14 protein-coding genes and 2 pseudogenes are annotated in these 19,874 nt (G+C 63.1%); 11 read left to right on the forward strand and 5 right to left on the reverse strand.

Translation table 11 applies throughout. From position 1 onward, the window contains the following. The first annotated feature begins 317 nt into the window (after positions 1–317). Positions 318–506 (forward strand): hypothetical protein, encoded by a 189-nt coding sequence (locus QF050_RS03110; protein WP_308929109.1) that lies wholly within the window; start codon positions 318–320, stop codon positions 504–506. Positions 507–738: 232 nt separating this feature from the next. Here the strand turns inward: QF050_RS03110 and QF050_RS03115 are convergent, their stop codons facing one another. Then, complete coding sequence (locus QF050_RS03115) at positions 739–1,866, reverse strand: FAD-binding oxidoreductase (protein WP_308929110.1); 1,128 nt, start codon at positions 1,864–1,866, stop codon at positions 739–741. A 639-nt stretch (positions 1,867–2,505) separates the two neighbouring features. Here QF050_RS03115 and QF050_RS03120 point away from each other — a divergent pair. From QF050_RS03120 to QF050_RS03130, 3 genes are all read left to right on the forward strand, one after another. After that, positions 2,506–4,572 carry a hydantoinase/oxoprolinase family protein gene (locus QF050_RS03120; protein WP_308929111.1) on the forward strand — a complete coding sequence of 689 codons (2,067 nt, stop codon included), beginning with the start codon at positions 2,506–2,508 and terminating at the stop codon, positions 4,570–4,572. Further along, on the forward strand, positions 4,565–6,253 hold the full coding sequence (locus QF050_RS03125) for a hydantoinase B/oxoprolinase family protein (protein WP_308929112.1): 1,689 nt from the start codon (positions 4,565–4,567) through the stop codon (positions 6,251–6,253). Before QF050_RS03120 ends, QF050_RS03125 begins: the two co-directional genes overlap by 8 nt. 190 nt (positions 6,254–6,443) lie before the next feature. Next, a complete protein-coding gene (locus QF050_RS03130; protein WP_308929113.1) occupies positions 6,444–7,784 on the forward strand; it encodes an MFS transporter in 1,341 nt (446 codons plus the stop codon). A gap of 228 nt (positions 7,785–8,012) precedes the next feature. Here QF050_RS03130 and QF050_RS03135 read toward each other — a convergent pair whose 3' ends face one another. The 3 genes and pseudogenes from QF050_RS03135 to QF050_RS03145 all read right to left on the reverse strand — a co-directional run bounded on the left by QF050_RS03135 (position 8,013) and on the right by QF050_RS03145 (position 10,515). Further along, the gene (locus tag QF050_RS03135) at positions 8,013–8,738 is read right to left on the reverse strand and encodes a substrate-binding domain-containing protein (RefSeq protein ID WP_308929114.1); all 726 of its coding nucleotides are present in this window, start codon (positions 8,736–8,738) and stop codon (positions 8,013–8,015) included. A gap of 105 nt (positions 8,739–8,843) precedes the next feature. Continuing rightward, positions 8,844–8,981 (reverse strand): annotated as a pseudogene (locus tag QF050_RS20300) (hypothetical protein); the annotation flags it as partial. Positions 8,982–9,375: 394 nt separating this feature from the next. After that, positions 9,376–10,515, reverse strand: a complete 1,140-nt coding sequence (locus QF050_RS03145) for a LacI family DNA-binding transcriptional regulator (protein ID WP_308929116.1) — start codon at positions 10,513–10,515, stop codon at positions 9,376–9,378. Positions 10,516–10,678: 163 nt separating this feature from the next. Between QF050_RS03145 and QF050_RS03150 the strand changes: the two genes are divergently transcribed. The 5 genes and pseudogenes from QF050_RS03150 to QF050_RS03170 all read left to right on the forward strand — a co-directional run bounded on the left by QF050_RS03150 (position 10,679) and on the right by QF050_RS03170 (position 15,564). Next, on the forward strand, positions 10,679–11,557 hold the full coding sequence (locus QF050_RS03150) for an ABC transporter substrate-binding protein (RefSeq protein WP_308929117.1): 879 nt from the start codon (positions 10,679–10,681) through the stop codon (positions 11,555–11,557). Positions 11,558–11,691: 134 nt separating this feature from the next. After that, complete coding sequence (locus QF050_RS03155; RefSeq protein WP_308929118.1) at positions 11,692–12,480, forward strand: amino acid ABC transporter permease; 789 nt, start codon at positions 11,692–11,694, stop codon at positions 12,478–12,480. Next, a pseudogene (locus QF050_RS03160) lies at positions 12,477–13,257 on the forward strand (amino acid ABC transporter ATP-binding protein). The gene QF050_RS03155 and the pseudogene QF050_RS03160 overlap by 4 nt, the downstream one beginning before the upstream one ends. Before the next feature lie 14 nt (positions 13,258–13,271). Further along, positions 13,272–14,327, forward strand: coding sequence for a Gfo/Idh/MocA family oxidoreductase (locus QF050_RS03165; RefSeq protein WP_374121492.1), 1,056 nt, complete (start codon positions 13,272–13,274; stop codon positions 14,325–14,327). A 115-nt stretch (positions 14,328–14,442) separates the two neighbouring features. After that, positions 14,443–15,564 (forward strand): FAD-binding oxidoreductase, encoded by a 1,122-nt coding sequence (locus QF050_RS03170; protein ID WP_308929119.1) that lies wholly within the window; start codon positions 14,443–14,445, stop codon positions 15,562–15,564. A 301-nt stretch (positions 15,565–15,865) separates the two neighbouring features. Here the strand turns inward: QF050_RS03170 and QF050_RS03175 are convergent, their stop codons facing one another. After that, entirely contained in the window at positions 15,866–17,683 is a 1,818-nt protein-coding gene (locus QF050_RS03175) for a glycoside hydrolase family 15 protein (protein ID WP_308929120.1), read from the reverse strand. A 663-nt stretch (positions 17,684–18,346) separates the two neighbouring features. Between QF050_RS03175 and QF050_RS03180 the strand changes: the two genes are divergently transcribed. Together QF050_RS03180 and QF050_RS20305 are read left to right on the forward strand one after the other, a co-directional pair. After that, complete coding sequence (locus QF050_RS03180; protein ID WP_308929121.1) at positions 18,347–18,739, forward strand: integrase core domain-containing protein; 393 nt, start codon at positions 18,347–18,349, stop codon at positions 18,737–18,739. Between the two features lie 127 nt (positions 18,740–18,866). Then, positions 18,867–19,493: a TetR/AcrR family transcriptional regulator gene (locus QF050_RS20305; protein WP_374121493.1), complete on the forward strand. Its 627-nt coding sequence runs from the start codon at positions 18,867–18,869 to the stop codon at positions 19,491–19,493. Positions 19,494–19,874: the final 381 nt, after the last annotated feature.

Here is a 19,874-nt window from a genome sequence, read left to right on the forward strand (position 1 = left end):
GGAATTGGATCGATCCTTGCGATGATGTGCCTATGCATCGGCGGTATGAAGGTGCAGCATTACAATGGCGTTTTACCTGGCCGACGGTACCACCGTCTCGTAGACGGGACTTGGCCACGCGCCAAACGCAACAGAGAGTCGTCGTTTACGCCAGCTTGACAGAATATCCATTATCGGCGCTTTGAAATTGGCGGGGGAATGGCTGCAGAAGGGGCTATTTCCAGTGGCATCATTTGGTGGCGTTGCCCCCATATACAGGAAGTCCGAACTGCTCAGCCAGGACCCGGTTAAGGTCAAAAGGCGCATCGGAGCCGGTTATGTCGGCCACCCAGGCGGAGTATTCCGAGTGGTCGGGATGGGCAGGGTCCGCCAAGGCATCCACGGTCTCCTCGTATCCGGGAAAATCCGCCGGCGTCTTCCAGTGGGCCGCGCCGGGCGCCGTCGATCAGCCGCGCGGGCGGGCTGTCTTCGACTGGGGGCGGCGGGAGACCAGCTCGAGCCGGTGAAGCCGGCTGTCCCCAAAGTCGTTTTCGTAGAAAGCCTCGCCTGGACCCAGCGCGAGGCCGGCCTTTCCTGGGAGGCCATCGCGCTGTGCCTGGGCGTGAGCAAACAAGCCGTCCATCGTAGGTAAGGGAAGCGATAGACGCAGGTCCTAAATTTTTCACAGTCTCGCTGTGCCGTTCCTGGATCACCCAGGTGATCGAGGCCGGCATGGTTCCCCCTTCTGAGGTCCTCGGGTCAGCTTCGGCTGAAGCGTTCAGGCCGGAAAGTGGCCAGCATGGGGTGCTTCTGTTTGGTGAGGATCTCGAAGGACAGCAGTTCCCCGGCGACCAGTCCAACGGTTGCACCGGAGTGGGAAAAGGCCACGAAGCAGCCTGGCAGTTTCTCGAGCTCTCCGAAGACGGGTTCGCCATCTCCGGGGATCGGTTTCCGGCCGACCTTCCAGCTGGCGGGGGTCAGCTGTCGGCTGCCGCCAAGAAGTCTTGAGGCTTCCTCTGTCAGTTCCTTGACAGCATCTTCCGGAATGGTGAATGACCCATCGTCTGATTCCACAATCTGATCTTCGTACCAGCTGTGGTCCAGCGCGAGTGTGCCTCCGGGATTGGGCCGGGCGGCAACCCGGGGGGTATTAAGAACAGCTTTCAACCTGTGGTCGGCAGGTTCGGTGATTACCAGGGCAGAGACGGGGGATCCATCTGCAATGTACGCCCCGTGCTCTTCGAGCACCGAGGGGGTAGCTGCACCGCATGCCACAACGACCCTGTCTGCAGCATAGACACTGCCGTTCTGGGTGGCGACGCCGCGCGCTTTTCCATCTTTTGCCAGGACACGTGACTTGCCGGCGTCCGTGATCAATGTTCCGCCGAGGGCTGCAAATTCCGCCATGAGGTACTCCACCAGATGGGGCAGGCTGACCCATCCCTCCCCGGGGTTGAAGACAGCAACGTCGGAAACAGCAGTCTCATCAATCCCGGAGGTGAGGGCGGATATCTGCCCAGGCTTTAGCAGGATGGAGTCGTAGCCGTGTGACTGCTCGTACTCGTGGCGGGCCTCTGCCTTGGCGGCTTCCCCTGCCGGCGCCCAGTACAGCCCGCCTCCGAACTGGAGCCACTCCCGTGTGGGATCTTCTGCGAACAGCGTCCGGTACCGGTCAATCCCGGCCATGCGGAGCTGATGATACGGATCGGACCGTTTTCCTGCCGAGTTCAACCAGGACAAGGAACGTCCCGTTGCACCGCTGGCAAGGTCGCTTTCGGTGACCAGGACGACAGAAGCGCCGGAGCGAAGCAGATGGACGGCGGTGGAAACGCCGAGAATTCCCCCGCCCAGAACTGCGACGTGGGTTTCACTCTTGGGAGAAGTCATGGTGGTTGTTTCCCTTTCTCGGAATTGAACGTTCTTATCCATCAGTTCGGCGGGACAGAGTTGTTCCGGCCCTGAAAGTTGTCGGCCCGGCGGTCGTCGTATGTCCAGACGGCGGGCGCTCCCTCGACGGGAGGCATGATCTGGCCTTCGTTGAGATGGAGCATGATGCCTGGCCCTCCCGCAGCGGCAGTCCACGTTCCTGACATCGGACAATGACTTCCGGTGGCGGCGGCGAGCCTGTGGCGCGGGCCGTGCCGCAGGACGGCCCGCGAAGGGGGCGGTGACGTCAACTGAATCGGTTGAGGACTCTCTTGTTCGCCTTTTCAAAGACTTCAGCTTTCTGGGTTTGCGAGTCGAGAAACGGCAAAAAGGGGAACGTTCCCATTACCGTTGCGATTGACGTTACCCCCAGTCGCCCGGCGGGTCAATGCCCTCCTTTCGATACCCAAGCTCCCCCTGATGCATTGCCGCGCGACGACGGGACGGTGGTTTTGAGAACGATCCCAATAGAGGGTTGACGTGTGATTCAGGTCATGTCACACTCGAATCCAGATCGCAGTGGGAACCTTCCCAATTCAAACCCGCCCAAGCGACTAAAGACCTCACAGCAGCCGGAATCACAGGCAGGCAGGAAAATCCATGAGTTTACGATTCGGCGTCGACACCGGAGGAACGTTCACCGATCTCTGCGCGTTCGATGAAGCCACGGGACAGGTGCATGTCCGCAAAGTCTCCTCCACCCCGGATGACCCGGGCCGGGCCATCATCCAGGGCGTACACGAACTGCTGAAACAGATCGGCGGGCGGAGCATCGAGGAAATCTCCTACTTTGCGCATGGCACAACCGTGGGCACCAACGCCCTCCTGACCGGCCGGGGCGTGCGCACAGGCCTCATCACGACGAAGGGCTTCAGGGATTTGCTGGAGCTGGGCCGCGGACGGCGGCCGCACATGTACGACCTCCAGGCCGATAAGCCGGAACCCTTCATTCCAAGGGATCTGCGCATGGAGGTCGCCGAACGGGTTCGGCACGACGGGCGGGTGGAGATCCCCTTGGACTCCGACGAGGTCCGCGCAGCCGTCCGGGAGCTGAAGGCCCAGGGCGTCGAGTCCATTGCCGTCTGTCTTCTCTACAGCTACGTCCGCCCGGAACACGAACGTGAAATCGGCCGGATCATCGCCGAGGAATTCCCGGAAGCCTATGTCTCACTCTCCAGCGAAGTCCTCCCCGAGTTCCGCGAGTTCGAGCGGCTCTCAACAGTCGTCACGAACGCCTACGTCGGACCGGTCGTCGCCAGCTACCTGGCACGGCTCCGTCGGAACCTCGCGGACGCCGGGCTTAAGTGCCTGCCACACGTGACACAGTCCAACGGCGGCATCATCCCGTTCCCGACGGCGGAAGAACTCCCCGTCCGCCTTGTACTGTCCGGGCCGAGCACCGGCGTGGTCGGAGCGGCAGCGATCACGACGGCCGCCGGCAGCCCGGACATCATCACCTTCGACATGGGCGGAACTTCCTCGGACGTTTCCCTGGTCCAGAACGGCACCCCCAAAGTCACCTCCAGCATGGAGCTCGACGGACGGCCCATCCGCTCCCCCATGCTGGACATCCACACCGTCGGGGCCGGCGGCGGTTCAATCGCCTGGATCGACAGCGGAAACCACCTGCGCGTGGGCCCTGCCAGTGCCGGCGCGTTCCCGGGCCCCGCCTGTTACGGCAACGGCCAGGAACCGACGGTCACCGATGCGAACGTCGTCCTGCAGGTTCTGAACCCTGAGTACCTGCTCAACGGCCAACTCAAGATCGATGCCCAGGCCTCACACCGGGCCATCAAGGCCGTTGCCGACCCGCTGGGCCTCACGGTAGCCGAGGCAGCACAAGGCATCATCCGGGTGGTGACCGCCAACATGGCGCGCGCCATCCGCGTCATCTCTGTACAACGCGGATACGACCCCCGGGATTATGTACTCGTCCCGTTCGGCGGCGCAGGGCCGTTGCACGCGTCCCGCCTGGCCATTGAACTGGGAATCAACCGGATTCTCGTTCCGGAGACACCCGGCGCGCAGTCCGCGCTGGGACTGCTGATGACCGACATCCGCAGCGACTTCATGCGGACCAAAATTATGCAGGTTACGCCGGAAGCATCAGCCGGTTTCAACCAGGTCTTCGCCGAACTCACTGAGCAGGCATCCGACTGGTTCGCGGAGGAGAACATCGGAGAGGAGCGCCGAAGCCTGCTCCGCAGCATCGAGATGCGCTACGCCGGGCAGAACTACGAACTTCCGGTCGACGTCCCCGATGGTGCCCTGAATGAGGAAGCAATCAACTCGCTGATCGAAGGCTTCCAGCGGGCCCACGACCGGATGTACGGGTACAGCGCACGGAACGAAGTCGTCGAAGCCGTGACCTTCCGCGTTCAGGCCATCGCCACCGTTCCGCGTGCCGACCTGCGCCGTTCAGCCGTCGAAGGACGAAAGCTCGAGGACGCAGTCACCGGTTACCGGGACGTGTTCCTGCCGGAAAAGGGCGACTACGTCCCGTGCCCGGTCTATGACCGCTCGCGCCTTGATGTTGGCCACCGCATTGCCGGCCCGGCCATCGTCGAACAGATGGATACCACCACCCTTCTCTTGCCTTCGGACGTCTGCGTCGTGGACGACCTGCGCAACCTTGTCATCGAAATCCGAAGGAGCACCAGTGAATAAGCCCCTCGCAGCCGACCCCGCCCACCTGGACACCGTTCTGGTTGAGGTCATCGGCTCCGCCCTGTCGACCATCGTTGAGGAAATGGGCGGCACGCTCGTTCGCGCCGCCTACTCAACGAACATCAAAGAACGCAGGGACTGCACCGCCGGACTCTTCGACGCCACGGGCCTCGGCATCGCGCAGGACGAAGGCGGGTCACCCCTTCACCTTGGGTCGCTTATGGGCATCGTGGATGGGATCCTTGCCCGCTACCCGCTGGAGGATATCGCCGAAGGGGATACCTTCATCGGCAATGACCCCTACAGCGGGGGCGGTTCGCATCTACCCGACATCGTTCTCGCCACCCCGATCTTCATCGATGGTGTGCTGACCGCCTGGGCGGCCAACCTGGCCCACCACGCCGACTTCGGTGACCGCGGGCACGCCCACATCTTCCAGGAAGGCCTGCGGATCCCCCCGGTCCGCCTGGTCCGCGCCGGTGTACTGCAGCAGGAGATGCTGAACCTGATCCTGCTCAACTGCCAGGTCCCGCACGAGCGGCAGGCCGACCTCCGCGCCCAGCAGGCAGCCAACCGGCTCGCGTGTCAGCGGTACAAGGACCTCTGCGACCGTTATGGCCGTGACGTCATGGTCGCCGCGGCCGCCGAACTGCTGGACTACACCGAGCGCAGGACCCGGGCAGCTATCAGCAACATGCCCGACGGCGTTTACGCCTTCACCGACAAGTTCGACTGCCCCGAGCTGGACGACGAACTCGAGCTGCGGATCCGGATCACGGTCTCCGGGGACGAGATGCTGTTCGACTTCGACGGCAATCCCCCGCAGGTGAGGGCGAGCGTCAACGTTGTGTGGACGGCTCTTTACGCATCCGTCTACTACTCGCTCAAGAGCCTCATCGACGCCGACATTGTCCCGAATGCCGGCCTGTACCGGCCGGTCCGGATCCAGGCGCCCACCGGTTCGATCATCAACTGCGAGGAACCCGCGGCCGTCAACGGACGCAGCGAGACCTGCCAGCGCATCGTGGACCTGATCCACGGCGCCCTCGCCGAAGCCGTCCCGGAACGGGTCACCGCGGCCAGTAACGGAGCCAACACCGGGGTGCACTTCTCCGGGAAAAGCTCACGCACCGGCAAGGAGTTCGTCTACCTCGAAACGATCGGCGGCGGATGCGGGGCCCGGGCCACCAAGGACGGACTGGACGGGGTCCAGGTCCACATGACCAACACGTCCAACCTTCCGGTCGAAAGCCTCGAAGCCGAATACCCGCTCGTCATTGAGGCCTACGAACTGATCCAGGACTCGGGCGGGGCGGGCCGGAACCGTGGCGGCCTCGGAATCCGTCGTGCGGTCCGGGTTGAAGACCCGGACATCCACTTCTGGCTCGACACCAGCCGACAGAAATCCCAACCCTGGGGACTGGACGGAGGCCTGCCCGGAGCCAGCGCGAAAGCGGTGCTCAACCCGGAAGCACGGCCCATCAACCACGGATACACCGTGTTGCAGCCCGGCGACCGCGTCGCCATTGAGACAGCAGGCGCCGGCGGCTACGGCTCGCCCGCGCTCCGCGAGGCGGACCAAGTGGCCCGGGACCTCGCCGAAGGAAAAATTTCCGACGACTACGCCCGTCAAGCCTACCCCGACCAGATGCGGGAACTGACAAAGCCTGACGGCTCCTAACAAAGCCGGCGGTGGGCAGGACCCGCGGGCTGCCCACCGCCGGCCGCGCTACATTCCAAGACTCGCTACTTGAAAACCAGCTCCAGCTTAAACCCACCCGTTATAGCCAGATGCCCCGCCCGGCAAAGACGCTGCGGCAGGTATCCCCCCGCTGACGCCCTGAGCCTCAGCTTTCATCAAAGGAAAAATCATGTCTGATAACAAGACGCCGGAAGCCGACCTCCTGGCGGCCCCGGCAGCACGGCGGCGGATCTTCGCCTCCACCATGCTGGGAAACATAGTCGAATACTACGACTTCACCCTCTACGGAACCCTGGCAGCAATCATTGCCACCCAGTTCTTCCCCTCCGGCGACCCCACTGTGGCGCTCCTGGCCGTGTACGTCGGGGTCGTCCTTTCCTACGCCATCCGTCCCCTCGGAGGTATCATCCTCGGCCCCCTGGCGGACATCAAGGGACGCAAATTTGTCCTGGTCCTCACCATCGCCCTCATGAGCATTGGGACAGCAGGCATCGGCTTCCTGCCCACCTTCGCCGCCATCGGCGTCGCCGCGCCTGTTCTGCTGCTGCTCTCCAGGCTCCTCCAGGGGATTGGCGCAAGCGTCGAATACACAACGGCAGCAAACTTCCTCTTTGAACATGAACGCGGCCGACGACCCAACTTCATCGCCGGCGTCCTGAACTCCACGGCCTCCGTGGGTTCCTTCCTCGCAGCAGGGCTCGCCTACGTCCTCAGCGTCGCGATGCCCGGGGACACCTTCACCTCCTGGGGATGGCGCATCCCATTCCTGCTCTCGATCCCCATCGCCCTTATCGGGGTCTACATGCGCAACCACCTCAGCGAGACCCCAGAATTCCAGGAAGTCGTCCGCACAGTCGCAGCCGAGAAGGTAAAACAAACCCCGTTGCGCACCGCCGTCCGACTCTACTGGTCAGACATGCTCAAAGCCATCGGTCTTGGCGCCGGGCAGAGGATCGGCTCCTACACCATCCAGGCCTACTTCGTCACCGCCCTGATAACTGCGGGGTTCCCGGCATCCCAGGCCCTCCTGGCCTCAATGCTGACCTACCTCGTCGGACCCATCACCAGCATCTGGGGCGGCCAGCTCTCCGATAAGTACGGCGCCAAACGCGTACTGCTGACCGGGTACGGGCTCTTCGTCGCCCTGACCGTTCCGGCGTTCTACGCCATCGGCAACAAATCCATCCTGCTGGCCACTGCCGCCGTCATCGTCTTCACCCTCATCAACAACCTGATCGCCGCACCCCTGAGCGTGGCCTACGTGCTCAGCTTCCCGCCTGAAGTCAGGGCAACGGCCGCAGCCCTGAACTTCAACATCGGCACCTCAGTGATCGGCGCCACCGCAGGACTCGTCGCCGTCTGGCTCTTCTCCGTCACGGGGTCCAACGTCTCCTTCGGCTGGTACACCACAGCTGCCTGCGTGGTATCAATCTGCGTTACGATCTTCGCCCTCCCTGCGGCCCTCCACAGGGTGCGGCCTGCCAAAACGGCCGTAGCAATGTCGGCCTGATCAAGGGCAGAGGACATGGGCCGGGCGCAGCCAGCGCACCGGCCCATTCCCCTGCCCTGTCCGGGGCTTCGACGGGGTCATCGGTCCAATGTGCTCGGGGGCCTCGCCGTGGAATCGCGCACGATCAAACGGCCACTGAGCATCCTGTCTCCACGGCCATCCTGGGTTGCAGATATGGTCGACAACAGTTCCTCGGTGGCCGCCATCCCCAGCTGATAGCTGGGCTGATCAACAACCGTCAGTCGGGGGGCGGACCAACGTCGCCCAGTCCTGATCGTCAAAACCAATCAAAGACATATCCTTGGGGCAGGAGATCTTTAGATCCTGCAACGCAGCAAACGCCCCCGCGCTCAGTTCGCTGTCGGTGCAGTAAACGGCAGTCAACTGCGGGTTGTCCCTCAGCAACCTCCGCGTCGCCTCATAGGCCGCAGCCTTTGCATAAGCGCTACGCGCAACATACTCATCCCGGTAACGAATACCGGCGCCGCGGAGAGCATTCACATAACCCACCAGTCTCGCTGCGCTCGGACGCAGGTTCCTGGCTTCCTGCGGAGCGTCGGGCTCCCACCCCGCCGGCATCAGAGCTTCGCTGACAATCCCGATGTCCTGGTGTCCAAGATCGATCAGGTGATTGACCGCAAGGGTCGAGGCCTCCACATGGTTTACCGAGATGAAGGAAGCCGCCTTGACATTCGGCGCCGGCCTGTCCAGCAGGGTCACGGCAATACCCTGGCCCTCAAGCCGTTCCAGATGCTCGGTTTCCTCTGTCGAAACCGGCGCCACGACGATGCCATCAACACGTTTACCTGCCAGAAGTTCAACGGCGCGGCGCTCCAGCGTCAGGTCACCTTCGGTGCTGCTCAGCAGAACCTCGTACCCGGCTTCGCGCGCTGCGGTGGAAATGCCCCGCATGGCAACGGCAAAAAAGTGATTCCCCACGTCCGGGATCACCACGCCTATCGTCCTGGTTCGACCCGTGATCATGCTTCTGGCTAGGGCGTTGGGCTGGTACCCCAGTTCCTCCGCCGCCTTCTGCACCGCTTCCCTTGTCTTGGCGCTGACCGACCCGTACCGGGCCAGCGCCCGGGCAGCCGTCGACTTCGAAACACCTGCCCTCGCGGCAACATCGATGATGGTGGCTGAAGGAAGCGGCGGACGGCTCACGTAGTTCCTCTCATGAACGGATGTCAGCGCCACACGTTGCCCGCCGAACTGCCGTTCCCGAAAATGGGATCGTTACCATCGTCTCACGGCAAGTGCCGCAATCGCCGAGTTGGCGGATCACAAGCCGGGCGGAATTAGGAGTCGGACGCCTCGGTTCACCATCGGGATCAGTACCAAAATATCGGATCCAAGAAACGGATAGCTCGGTTACCGAGTATCGGCTGAAAGGACTTCCCTGAAACCCCTTTTTCCAGAGGCCGGTACTTTGGGGTTGAGCGTCGTTTCGTTTATGCCAGGCAGCGACTGTCGTTGACCGGATCGATCATTCAGCCGTAGGAACAGACGCGTTCGCAGCTGTCTGTGGATGGTCCCCTACTTTCGCATGTCCTGAGCCGGTCACTTAGCCAGCTGGTCTTACTGCGGCAATTCATGCATGGCCGCTGTCCCGGATCTGTGCCGGCGTCCCCTGGTTGTCACAAGAAATTGGTGCCAGGTGGCTGGCAATTGGCTGCGTCCCTACCGATCCCCGGCGGACCAGCGTCGCGGTGAACTTGGGGGCGGGGGCCAGGCGGGGCAGGCCTTCGATCTGGCGGATCAGTGCCTTTGCGGCCGCCACGCCCATATTGTAGACGGGCTGGGCTATGACGGTCAGCGGCGGGCTGGTCAGGCGTGTCCAGGCGAAGTCGTCATACATGAGGAACGAGACGTCCGACGGAATGGCGAGACCAAGTTCCTGGATGGCTTCCACAACGCTGAGGGCAATGAGCCCGTCGGAGGCGACGATGGCGGTTGCTTGGTCCGGCCTGAGGAGCACATCGCGCGTAATCCGGCGGATGGACTCCGCGTCGCCGGCGTTGAGCCGTACGAGGTCTTCGGGGAAGGGAAGTTCCCGCTCCTGGAAGGCCTGCTGCATGCCGTCCAGGCGGTCGGCGATCTGGGACGAATCGAGCAGCATCCCCGGCCGGTAGGGGGATTCCGTCCTGAGTGTGGAAATAAAGGCGATCCGCCGGTGTCCGGCCTGGAGAAGGTACCGGGTGGACTCGTAGGAGATGCCGGCCATGTCCACGGCCATCGTCTCAACCTCCAGCTGCCCGGCCTTACGGTCCAGCAGGACCAGGGGGCGGCCGGAATCGTGAACGCGCTGTAAATGGTGTGTTTCCACTGACGATGCCGGTGCCACGATCAGGCCATCCACGCGCTTGTCCAGGAGCACCCTGACAGCGTCGACTTCGGCCGCCGTGTCCTCGTCGGTGTTAATGAGGATGACATTGAAGCCGTCCTTCTTGGCGGTATCGGTGATACCCCTGGTGGCCAGGCCAAAGTGCGGGTTTTCGATGTCACCCACCACCACCCCGATGGTGTGGGATTTCCCCGTGTTCATGCTCCGCGCAAGCTCGTTGGGGCGGTACGCGAGCTCCTCCGCGGCGGCCAGGACACGCTCCCGGACGTCGTCGCTCACGGCACCGTAGTTGCCCAGAGCGCGGGCGGCCTGGGCTTTGGATACCTGGGCGGCCTTCGCGACGTCCGCGACGGTGACATCGCGGCGCCTGGAACCATTGCTGTTCATCTTCGCCTTCCGGAGGGGCCCTTGACGACCGGTGTGGTCTGGGTTACATTTTTAGCAACCCCGATGTGAGTCCGGTCTCAATCCTATCGAGTGAGACCGGACTCAGCAAGGGATTCAGAAACGAGGCCGAAGGGCCTCTAGCTTCCACGATTGGAATAATGCTGTGACTAAACGACTGAGCTTCCGCTCGGGGGTGATCGTTGCGGCTGCTGTCGCAGCCCTCCTGGCCCTGTCCGGCTGTGGCGGTTCGACCCCCGCGTCGTCCTCTAGTGCGTCGGACAACCCGTACGGCCTGATCCAGGCCGGGACCATCCGCGTCGCCAGCCTGGGCGACTCGAAGCCCTACACGTTCACCGACGCGCAGGGTAACTTCACCGGCTTCGACGTTGAGCTGTTCAAGGACGTGGCCCACCGGGCCGGGGTGGACAACGTGGTCTTCACCGGCCAGGACTTCTCGGCGATCCTGCCGGCCGTCTCCAACGGACAGTTCGACGTGGGCGTGGCGGCGATCGGCATCACGGACAAACGCAAGCAGACCGTTGATTTCTCCGACGGCTACCTTGCCGGATACCTGACCGTCATCACCACCAAAGACTCCGGGATCAAGGATGCCGACGGCCTCTCCGGAAAGCGGCTCGGCGTGGTCCAGGGCTCCCTGCAGGAAGCCTATGCGGTGAAGAACTTCTCCTCAGCGAACCTGGTCCGCTTCCCGGATAACAACACCGCGATTGCCGCACTGAACAGTGGTAGCGTGGACGCCCACTTCCTGGACTACGAGGCTGCCAAGGCCTACGAGACGCAGTACGGCCTGGTCAGCGCCGCGGACATCCCTTCCTTCGACGCTCCCGCAGGGTTCGCCATTGCCAAGGGCAAGGACGCCTTCAAGGAGGCCCTGAACAAGGGCCTGGCCGCCGCGATGGAGGACGGCACCTGGAAGAAGCTCTACCAGAAGTGGTTCCCGGGCTCCCCGATGCCCGAGCAGTACCTGCCCAAGGCCGAACAGACCGCAACCCCCACCGCCAGCGCTTCCGCCAGCAAGTAAGCAGCCGGGCCGGCAAACGGCCCGTTATGCACCGCGAGCACGTCGGGCGTTAACCCCGGCTGCCACTTGAGACGGGCGGACCGCCACCGGCGGTCCGCCCGGAATTCACAAGCTAACTACGTCTGAGAGCAACCATGGACTGGTTCAATACCATCATCCGCACCTTCTTTGACTTCGGCGCGATGGCCGAAGTCATGCCCCAGCTCCTCGGGGTCGGGCTCCTGAACACGCTGATCATCTCCGTTTCCGCCACCGTCATCGGCGTCGCGCTGGGCATGGTCGTCGCCGTCATGGGCATCTCCCCTTCCCGGTGGCTGCGGGTTCCGGCCCGGATCTACACCGACCTGTTCCGGGGCCTTCCTGCCATCCTGACCATCCTGCTGATCGGGCAGGGCTTCGCCCGGTTGAGCCAGTCGGTCTTCGGGCCCTCGCCCTACCCGCTGGGCATCATCGCCCTGAGCCTGATCGCCAGCGCCTACATCGGCGAGATCTTCCGCGCCGGCATCCAGAGCGTAGACAAAGGCCAGGGTGAGGCCTGCCGGGCCCTGGGCATGAGCTACGCCAAGTCCATGGCCCTGGTGGTGGTGCCGCAAGGCGTCCGCCGGGTACTTCCGGCCCTGGTGAACCAGTTCATCGCCATCGTCAAGGACTCCTCGCTGGTCTACTTCCTGGGCCTGCTGGTCACCGAACGCGAACTCTTCCGCGTGGGCCAGGACGCCGCGGTCCTCTCCGGCAACCTCTCGCCGCTCGTCGCGGCGGGCCTGTTCTACCTCGTGGTCACGGTGCCGCTGACCCACCTGGTTAACTACTTCGACAACAGGTTCCGGGCAGGCCGCCGCCGTCCCTCAGCCCCCAGCAGCGGGCTGAACGAAGTCAAGGAACTCGACGCGGCCTCGCCGCTGATCACCGGGAGCAACACATGAGCACTAGCACCAGCAACACGGCCAACACCGCGCCGGACATCGAGACCTTGCCACGGCTCCAGCCTGGAGCTACGGAAACTGACCATGGCCTACGGGGACATCGAAGTCCTCCGCAACGTCACCCTCACCGTGGCCCCCGGCACCACCACCTGCATCATCGGGCCCTCCGGTTCCGGCAAGTCCACGCTGCTGCGCGGCGTCAACCGCCTCCATGAACCCAAAAGCGGTGACGTGATCCTCGCCGGGGAAAGCGCCCTCACCGTCAAGCCGGACATCCTGCGGGCCCGCATCGGCATGGTCTTCCAGCACTTCAATCTTTTCCCGGACCACACTGCCCTGGAGAACGTGGCCCTGGCACTGTGGAGCGTGAAGGGCATGTCCAAGGCCGAAGCACGGGAACGCGCCCGCCGCCGCCTCGCCGAGGTTGGCCTCGCCGAACGCGCTGACCACCGCCCCAGGGACCTTTCCGGCGGCCAACAGCAGCGCGTCGCCATCGCCAGGGCCCTCGCCATGGAACCGGAAGTAATGCTCTTCGACGAGGCCACCAGTGCCCTGGACCCCGAACTGGTCAAAGGCGTCCTGAACCTCATGGCAGGCCTCGCCAAGCGCGGCATGACCATGGTTGTGGTCACCCACGAGATGGGCTTCGCCCGCAAGGTCGCCGACCAGGTCGTCTTCATGGACGAAGGCGAAGTCGTCGAGGCCGGCACGCCCGCTGACCTGTTCGACAATCCCCAGTCCGAACGCCTCCAGCGCTTCCTCTCCGAAGTCCTCTGATGCCGGATCCTCTGATGCCCACCGCTCTGATGCACACCGTTTCCGGCGCCCGAATCCGGACCGCCATCGTCGGGTTCGGGGTCTCCGGCAAAGTCTTCCACGCACCCCTCATCGCCGCAGACCCGGGCTACTCCCTCGAGGTGATCGTAACCGCCGACCCGGAGCGCGCAGCGGAAGCTGGCCGCCTCTACCCGGACGCCCGCATCGTCCCGTCACCCGAAGCACTGTTCGCCCAGGCCACCGGCCTTGACCTCGTCATCCTCGGTACTCCCCCGGCGACCCACCTTGACCTCGCCACTACCGCCATCGCCCACGGACTGCACGTGGTGGTCGACAAGCCGTTCGTCACCACGGCCGCCCACGGCCACGAGCTGATCAGCCGGGCGTCCGAGGCCGGGGTGCAGCTCACGGTCTTCCAGAACCGCCGGTGGGACGCCGACTTCCTGACGCTGCAAAAAGTCGTCCGGGACGGCGCCTTGGGTGAGGTTCGCAGCTTCGAATCACGCTTTGAATGGTGGCGGCCCGAAGGCTTCGGGAACTGGCGGGACACCGCCACCGTTGCCGAGGGCGGCGGTATCCTCCAGGACCTAGGCGCCCACCTGATCGACCAGGCCATCGAGCTCTTCGGTCCGGTCGCGGAAAGCTACGGGGAGACGGCCAACCACGGCCGTCCCGAGGGCGCCGACACCGAAGCCTTCGTGTCCCTGCTGCACGAATCCGGGGTCCGGTCCAGGCTATGGATGAACGGTATGGCCGCCCAAGTGGGACCCCGCTTCCACGTCCTTGGCTCCACCGCCGGGTACACCAAATGGGGCCTGGACAGCCAGGAGCCCGACCTCGCCGCCGGCATGGCTCCCACGGATCCCGCCTACGGCGTTGACCCGCAGGACTCTTGGGGGGTCCTGGGAGTTGACGGAGCCACCGCAGCGGTGCCTGCCGAAAAGGGCGCCTACCCCCGGTTCTACACCGAACTGGCCACCGCCCTCCGCGGACACGGGCGCGTGCCCGTCAACCCAGCCGGGTCCCTCGACGTCCTCACTATCATCGAAAAAATCCACGCCTTCGCCTGACCACCATTTCCCCTACGCACCCCTTCGCCTGACCACCGGCAGGCCCGTCCTGCGGGCCAACGCCGCCTACGGCACGCGAAGCCCGACACCTTAGAAATTAACGAAAGGGAGAACCATGTCCTCCATCACTCCAGCCAAGCGCGTCGCCGTCATCGGCGGCGGTATCCTCGGCGTCTCCACCGCAGTGCACCTGCTCCGCGACGGCGCGTCCGTGATTCTCCTGACCGAACGTGGCCTGGCCAGCGAAGCCAGCGGCCGCTCGCTGTCCTGGCTCAATTCCGCCGGCGAACGGTCCACCCCGTACCACCAGCTGCGGGTCGCCGGCGTGGACCGCTACCGCACGCTCTTCGCCTCGGACCCCAGCCGGGAATGGCTGCAGTTCGGCGGCGGGCTTATGTGGAACGCCGAGGGGCAGCGCGAGGCCACCGAGGCCCGGCACGCCTACGAAAAGTCCATCGGCTACGACTCCAAGCTGCTTGCCCCGGCTGAGATCGCCTCCGTCACCCCCGGAATCGATTCGGACGCTGTGCCGGAAAACGCCATCTTCAACCCCGGCGAAGGCTGGGTCAGCCTGCCGCACCTGATCGAATTCCTCATGGAGGAATTCCACGCCCGCGGCGGCGAACTCGTCCTCAATGCCGGCAAAGTCTCCGTAACTGTCGACGGCGGCCGGACCACCGGCGTCGAGACCGCCGCAGGCGGGACCTACGACGCCAATGCTGTCCTGGTGGCCTGCGGAGCGGCGACCCCAGCGGTCGTGGCGCCCCTCGGCGTCGAGATCCCCAACGGCTCCCCCGTCTCCATGCTCGTGCTCACCAAGCCCGTGGACCACCAGGTCAAGGCCGTGATGAACACCCCGCGCGCCGCGGTGCGCCCCAACCCCGGCAGCACCTTCGCCCTGGACCACGACTGGTACGAAGAACGCATCACCGAACACGCTGACGGGTCCTTCAGTATCCCGGATGACGTGGTCCAGGAACTCGCCGACGAAGCCTCCAAGCTCATCGCCGGCAACCCCGAACTCAAGCCCGCATCCTGGAAGATCGGCTACAAGCCCATCCCCGGCGACGGCGACCCCGTCCTCGGTGAACTCGGCCAGGTGCCCGGCTGCTTCGTCGCGTTCACACACTCCGGCGCCACCCTCGGCCTCATCACCGGCGAGCTTCTCGCCGGTGAGATCCTGACCGGCAAGAAGCACCCGATGCTGGCCACCTTCCGCCCCGGGCGCTTCTCCTAACGGCCGCCGCGAGGCAGGGGCCTTCACGAGGGCTCCTGCCGGGCCGGCCGCGGGGTGACCGGGACGGGCCTGGAACGCAACCTGACCGGACGCGGGTTGGAGACGCAAACGGAATCAGCCGCGAGACCGTCTAACAGTACCTGCGTCATGCCAAACTGGGATGAGGTGTCCCTTCCGGCGCTGTGTCGATATGCCGCAGCCCAAGCGGCCGTAGCTTGACGAAAGATCAAATATCGGCCTTTTGATTACGACCGGGAGAGGCTCAAAGGGTGCAGCTGACCTTGGGACAGGATCTTCACTCTCATCGCTCAACCGCTAGGCTCAGTCGGTCAACGCCGTGCATCGCATCGGCGGCGCGCACGAGGGCCAGATGGGAAAAGGCCTGGGGGAAGTTACCAGCCATCCGTCGTTCCCTAGCGGCGAACTCTTCGCTGAGGAGGCCCAGTTCATTGCCGAACCCGACGACGTTGTCCATGACCGCTTTGGCTTCTGTCATTCGATGCGTGCGGGCATACTGCTCTACCAGCCAAAAGGAACAGGCGAGAAACGGGTGCTCGCCTGGTTCAAGCCCATCGATACCCGTCTCGGTTCGGTAACGCAGCAAGAGGCCGTGTTCTGTCATGAGCTCGCGTTCCAGCTGTGCGACAGTGCCAAGCATGCGCTCATCGTCGTAAGCGAGAAAGCCAACCTGCGGCAGAGCCAGCAAAGCGGCGTCGGTTTGCTGGCCGCCGTAGGTTTGGGTGAACGAGTTGAGCTCCCGGTTGAAACCTTTGTCCATGATCTCTGTCCGTAAACGGCCCCGAAGTTCGTCCCAGCGCTCCGCCGGGCCAGGGAGTCCGTGATGACGAACTGCCCGGACCCCGCAGTCGAATGCGGCCCACATCATGACCCTCGAATGCGTGAAGAATTCGGCTGTGCCGCGAATTTCCCACAGGCCGCAGTCTTTGTCATCGAAGTGCTTTTCCACATAGCCCAGCAGTGCCCGCTGAAGTGCCCAGGAAAAGGGATCTTCCTTGCCGCCGGCGAGGCGCAGCTTTTCAAGGGCCACCATGACTTCACCGACAACGTCCGCCTGGTATTGCTCGACCGCAGCGTTTCCGATCCGTACCGGTCGCGAGTTCTGGTACCCCGGCAGATGACTCAGTACTGTCTCTGGTAAATTGCGTTCACCGGCGACTCCGTACATTATCTGTATGTCCTCGGGGTCGCCGGCCAGCGCGCGCAAGAGCCAGTTGCGCCACTTGAGGGCCTCCGATTCATACCCATGTGTCAGCATGGATTCCAAGGTCAGAGCGGCGTCGCGGAGCCAGCAATATCGGTAGTCCCAGTTACGTGCCCCTCCGAAATCCTCAGGCAGGGATGTCGTCGGTGCGGCGACGATGCCACCTGTCTCATAATGGGTCAGAGCGCGCAGCACGAGCAGGGACCTCTTCACTTCAGGCGCATAGGCTCCGTCCTGCCGGCAATGACCACCCCAACGGGTCCAGTAGCTCACCGTATCGTCCAGGGCTGCGTCGAAATTCAGCGCCGGCGGGATCTTTTGGTACGACGGAAACCACGTCAATTCAAAGTCCACATTTTCGCCCGCAGCAACTGCGAATTCACCGACATGCCCCTGATCGTGGGCCGGAGGCAGTCGCCGGCTGTGCAAAGCCCAAGCATCCGGTCCTGCCATCGCCAGCAGCATTTCTGTGGCGGGGAGTACCGGATCTACGCGTACACGGCTCATCCACGGTTTAAGCGTTCCGTACTGTGGGCGGATGTACAGCTCCTGCCGCACCGAAACGGTGCCGTGGAGTCCGGTAACGCGTCGCAGAAGCGATGACCGGTCTCGTCCGGCCGGCATAAAGTCCGTCACTAGAATCTGTCCGGTCGTAGCCTGCCATGTCGTCTCAAGGACGAAAGTTGACTCCCGATACCGACGGTTAACAACCACTGCTCCGGGCAGTGCCGGGGCGATTAGCCACCGACCATGCTTCTCCGTGCCCAGAAGAGCTGCGAAAACCGAGGGAGAGTCAAAGCGTGGAAAGCAGAGCCAGTCCACGCTCCCGCTCCGGGAGATAAGCGGCCCGGTGGCAAGATCAGACAGGAGCGCATAATCCTCGATCCGTGCGGCCATGAATATACCTAAGCACGACGGGCGGCTTCAGGACAGGCTTTCCGTGCAAGACAGGTGTGATCGACCGAAAGTCGGGTGGAGGCCGCGGAGTAAGGGAAGCGGCCTTGCCATGCCCCGATGGCCTCCCGTCCTGGGCGCCAGACTTGTCTCAAACCTAGAACACTTTGGAACGAGCATTTGCAATGAAGGTCTGGACCATATGAGAACGACCGTTTACAATTGAATAAGAACGGTTGTTCTCAAAGGTTCGACCCACACACCCTGGAGGTCCGTGATGACCCGCGAAGAAGCGATTTCCCATTGCCCGTTGGACTCCTACGTGGAGCGCTACGGAAATGAATGGCTCATTGTCCCATTCGCCCCAGTGGAACAGCCCGGTTTCTTTGTCTGCACGCCCGGTAGGAGGCCCCTGTTCGCGAACGGGGAGTAGAACGAGGATTTCGAAGACGGCCACTGGTACCCATTGACTCCCATCAGCCGCCGCCTACAGGCCGTTGTCCATATTCAGCAGCGGCGAGGGCAATCTTTGGCTGCCACTTCACCGAGCGTGCCCGTCCGGGAGACCACGCGTCGCCGGGGCTGTGGACAAAGTAGCTAGAGCCTCAGACTTCCTCCATAGACGCAGTGGCAGGAGCGGGTTGAAATCCCAAGCCTGCCGATCCAATGAAGCTCACGTTCCAGTCCCTGCCCGACGAGAAATGCCCGATCTGCGCCGGGTTCCTCACCCGGGCCGTAGCGGCCATGGCAGCCGAGGGCGCAGCCGTGAACCGAGTCATGACTGACAATGCTTTGGCCTACCGGCTCTCCCGGGACTTCCAAGACGCACTGGCCGTGTTCGGGGCCAAACACATCCTGATCAAACCCCGCCACCCCGGCAAAGCAGAACGCTTCAACCGCACCCTCCAGGAAGGCTGGGCCTACCGCCAGCCTTTCACCTCGAATCAAACCCGGACCGATGCACTGCAGCCATGGATAAACTTCTACAACAACCACCGGCCCTACGGCAGCCTCGGACGGGAACCACCGATGAGCAGGTGCAACCTCCCTACTGACTAGTACAGCTAGTCCACCTCAGCTGACCGCGCCTGCTTGACTACCGAGTAACATAAGGGTTTGTCAACGGCCGTTCTCGAATTGAACCGGGGCGTGAGAGAATGGAAACGACGATGCAGGGAGGGTAGAAATGTCGCGACCTAGGAGTTTCGATGAATCCATCGCTCTCCAGGCTGCCCTGCGCACCTTCTGGCGCTACGGCTACGAGGGCACATCAATCGAGATGCTATCCGAAGCTATGGCTATGAACAAAGCAAGCATCTATAGGGTTTTCGGCTCAAAGCAGGACCTATTTCAGCGCGTTCGCCAGCTCTACCATAAGGACTACCTTGGCTTTCGCGTCGAGGCGCTCCAGCAGGATTCACCGCGGGCAATAGTGGAGGACCTTCTACATGGGATGGTCCAACTTCACGCTGACGGCGAAACGCCCGCAGGCTGCCTCGAGACTAACGCCGCCCTCGCGGCCGGTCCTGACAACGAAATGATCCGCGCCGATTTGGCACAGAGTCGAGATGCATTGCGTGGAATGCTGACACAAAGATTTCAGGACCTATCAACGGATCAGCCACTGCCGCCGGGGATGTCGCCCGAGAGTGCGGCGGCTGTAGTTAGCACCCTCATCCAGGGACTGGCTGTACAAGCGAAATCGGGGAGGTCGCGCGAAGAGCTTTCCGCGGTGGTCGAGTCAATTTTGTCCGCATGGCCCACCTCGACCACCCCCTCGGAGTTGTCAACCGGGGTGCCCTCAAACGCCTGATAACGTCAAAAACCCAGGTTGTCGTTAGGCGCACAACTCATACTTCAGCTGGCGCTACGGACATTATCGGCGTTTGAAAAGGAGATGGGACGAGGTTGTCCATGCCCGCACCAAGAGCACTTGAATATCGGCCTCCCCCCAATCCGCCAAGCGATTCGGCTACCAAGCCTTGGGCGATCCCGTGCTCTGCATTGTCTTCACCACCGGTAAAGTCGCGCAAAGATTTGGTGATGTGAGATCTGCGGTGGCCCTGGAAAGGTCACAAAAACCGGTACATCATCTGGATCACTGCCTTCGATAATGATGCACTCCTCCTCCACACGCTTAATCATCCTTGCTGAGTGCTTCCGTAAAATTGCTTCGCACCGCTTCAAGTCGTCT

The organism is Arthrobacter sp. SLBN-112 (assembly GCF_030944625.1).
GTDB lineage: Bacteria > Actinomycetota > Actinomycetes > Actinomycetales > Micrococcaceae > Arthrobacter.